We start from the raw sequence: 2,765 nt of genomic DNA, 5'->3' as shown, positions 1-2,765 counted from the left end.
TCGCCCGCGCACACCCACACCATGATCGCCTACACCATCACAAGGGACGCGATCGACACGTCTGCTGTGTAGTAGACCGTCCGACCCTGCCGTGACCGGCTGATCCGGCCCTTGGCTACCAACTGCTCCAAGGTGCCTCGAACCACCGGGGTTTCCACGCGTCGGTCGGGAAGATTTTTCAGCAGCACCTGCGGCCCACGCCGCCGCGTGGGCCGATGCACAGGTCGGTAACGGCCCCAGCGGTGGGTCGGGGCGGCATAGCCGGCACAGCTCCACCGCCGGCCGGGCCGCGTACTGGGAGGCTTCCGCCGCGGTGAGTTCCTCGCCGTTGTCGATCCAGCACTCCCTCCGGTGCAGGATGCGGCATGGTGGCTGGCCGACCGCGGTAGGCAGGTGCTGCAGCCGCCACCCTGGAGCAGGTCCGGAAACCCAGGGTTGATCGCGGTGTCCACCTCGTAGGCCTGCTCGCCGGCGCGGCGCAGCTGCTCCACGGTGTGGGCCTCAATGATCTGCAGCCAAGCTTGGTCGACGGGCAGATAGAGCGGGGCGGGTGCGTCGGCTTGCTCGCGGATTCGGGCGAGCAGGCGGATCAGGTGGCCCTGGATGACCTGGAGCTCGTCTGGATCGCTGGGCAGGTCGTCGTGCACGTCGCTCCCGTGGGGTCAGGCGCTGTGACGGCGGTGAGCGAGCGGCGCCCAGGTGAGAGCGCCAGGGCCGAAACGGGCGATCACTTGGTCGACAACGGGGTCCAGGCGGTGTCCGGCCTCGCGCTCCGGGTCGAGGCTCAGCTGCACCGAGGCCCCCCTCGGCGCCGCTCAGCTGCTCGGCGCGAACCGAGATGCCCCGTACCCGGGCCCGCTGCAGCCCCATGCGCTCGAACAGTTCCAGGGCGGCGATGCGCAGATCGTCGGTGTACGCACTGGGCTCGCGTAGCGTCCGGGAACGGCTCACGCTGCTGCCTCCGGCAAACGCGATACCGACGGTGAGCACGCGGGCGACCTGGTCGCGCTCGCGCAGCTGGTGCGCGACGTCCACCACGGCGTGAAGGATTTCCCGCCCGATCACTGTGGGGTCGAGGGTGTCGCCGTCCAGGCCCCGCTGGACGGCGATGCTCTGCGGCAAGGCGGTGGCGACCACCGGCCGCAGGTCGATGCCCCGGGCCCGCTCATGGACCAGCCTCGCCTGTACGCGGCCCTCGAGGACCCGCTGCAGTGTCTCGACGGGCAGGCGCGCCACCTGGCCGACGGTGCGCAAGCCGTAGCGCTCCAGGGTGGCGGCCTGTGCCAGCCCGACGCCGTACAAGTCCTGGACCGGCAGTGGGTCGAGGAAGGCCCGCACCGCCTGATGGTCGTCGGGGACCACGCGGATGCCACCACGGCCGGGGTGGGCGGACGCCATCGCGGCCACCGCCCAGCTCGGGCCGACGCCCACCTGCAGTGGGAGGCCAAGGGTGCCAAGGGCTCGTGTGCGGATCCGCAGGGCCAGCTCGTAGGGCGTGCGGTCCCTTCTCTGGGGTACCGCAATCGTGCGTACGGCGTGATCGCGTGTTAGCGCTGCTCAGCAGCCTGGGTTGGCAGCTTAACCAGCGCAACAGGTGTGGCGCCATCATTGATCTGGGTGATCAGGGGCCGAGCTGGTGGGCCCTGGACTCCTCTGTACACCGTGCGTCTCGCCTGAGGCCAGTTGCGCGCCTGGACCGGCCCCCCTCTTCGGTCCAGGCCGCGCGTGTTTGGTCAGGGGTTCAGCAGCAGCGGCCGGCTGCGGTGGCCGCGGGTTCGGGCGGGGTGGTGTCGGCGCTGCAGCAGGTGCTGGCCGGTTGCTTGGTCAGGTCGCCGGCGTCGGCCTTGACGACGTAGACCTCCCAGGGCTCCTTGCCGGGGCCGTGGCCCCACCTTGTCCTGTAGGGCGTAGCGGCAGGTGGTGTCGTTCTCCTCGGTGGTGGCCAGGCCCGCCAGGTCCAGTCGGCGGGTGGCGGTGGTGACGTCGTCGCCAAGGTGGTCCATGCGGGTGTTCTCGCCGGGCTTGTCTTGGAACAGGACGAGCTTGAGCGGGGGTGGCGGCCGCCGCTGGTGGTGGCGGGTGCGCCGATGCCGATCTGCAGGACGGCCGGGGCAGCGCAGCAGCCGCCACCTGCGTCCTGGGTGGTGTCGGGCTGGTCGAACAGGCCGGCGCCGCCGCACACGCCGGTGGCGGGGAGGGTGAGCTCGACGCGTTCGGCGGCCTCGCGGTCGCCGGCGATGGCGGCGGCGATGGAGCGGGTCTGCTCATAGCCGGTCATGGTCAGGAAGGTCGGGGCGCGGCCGTAGGACTTCATGCCGACCAGGTAAACGCCCTGCTCGGGGTGGGACAGTTCGTTCACGCCATGCGGGTAGACGGTGCCGCAGGAGTGCACGTTGGGGTCGCTCAGCGGGGCGAGGGCGGTGGGGGCCTGCAGGCGCTCGTCCAGGCCGAGCCGGATCGCCGACAGGAACGTCAGGTCGGGACGGAACCCGGTCAGCGCGATGACCTCGTCGACGGGCTCCAGGCGCCGTCCGTCCTCGGCGACCAGGACCAGGCGGCCGTCAGTGTCGCGCTCGATGGCCCCGGTGCGGAAGTCGGTCACGGTGTCGGCGTGGCCGTCGTCGACGGCGGCCTTGGGGGCAAGGCCCAGGGCCCCGCGGGCGGGGAGCTGGCCCCTGCTCCAGCCCGTGCGGCCCGGCAGCGACGACAGGGATGGCGGTCTGTTTCGAAGCCAGTGGGCGCGAGCCCATGTGACGAGCCTGCTT

The 2,765-nt window shown here is 71.4% G+C and carries 3 protein-coding genes and 1 pseudogene; 1 reads left to right on the top strand and 3 read right to left on the bottom strand.

Features of this window, described 5'->3' with window-relative positions:
• Together ACRWNP_RS37005 and ACRWNP_RS37000 are read right to left on the bottom strand one after the other, a co-directional pair.
• The coding region (locus ACRWNP_RS37005) for a DUF6233 domain-containing protein (RefSeq protein ID WP_431969380.1) at positions 1 to 357 on the bottom strand (357 nt) is incomplete at its 3' end.
• Between the two features lie 144 nt (positions 358 to 501).
• Positions 502 to 1,065, bottom strand: a complete 564-nt coding sequence (locus ACRWNP_RS37000) for a hypothetical protein (protein WP_431969378.1) — start codon at positions 1,063 to 1,065, stop codon at positions 502 to 504.
• On the opposite strand from ACRWNP_RS37000, the gene ACRWNP_RS36995 reads away from it, so the two are divergent.
• Complete coding sequence (locus tag ACRWNP_RS36995; protein WP_431969382.1) at positions 1,042 to 1,551, top strand: hypothetical protein; 510 nt, start codon at positions 1,042 to 1,044, stop codon at positions 1,549 to 1,551. The genes ACRWNP_RS37000 and ACRWNP_RS36995 overlap by 24 nt on opposite strands.
• 190 nt (positions 1,552 to 1,741) lie before the next feature.
• On the opposite strand, the pseudogene ACRWNP_RS36990 reads toward ACRWNP_RS36995, so the two are convergent.
• Positions 1,742 to 2,765 (bottom strand): annotated as a pseudogene (locus tag ACRWNP_RS36990) (hypothetical protein); the annotation flags it as partial.

This window comes from Actinacidiphila sp. bgisy160 (genome assembly GCF_965342435.1).
GTDB lineage: Bacteria > Actinomycetota > Actinomycetes > Streptomycetales > Streptomycetaceae > Actinacidiphila.
Note: the sequence above shows the minus strand (reverse complement) of the source record. Positions and strands in the feature narration are given on the sequence as shown.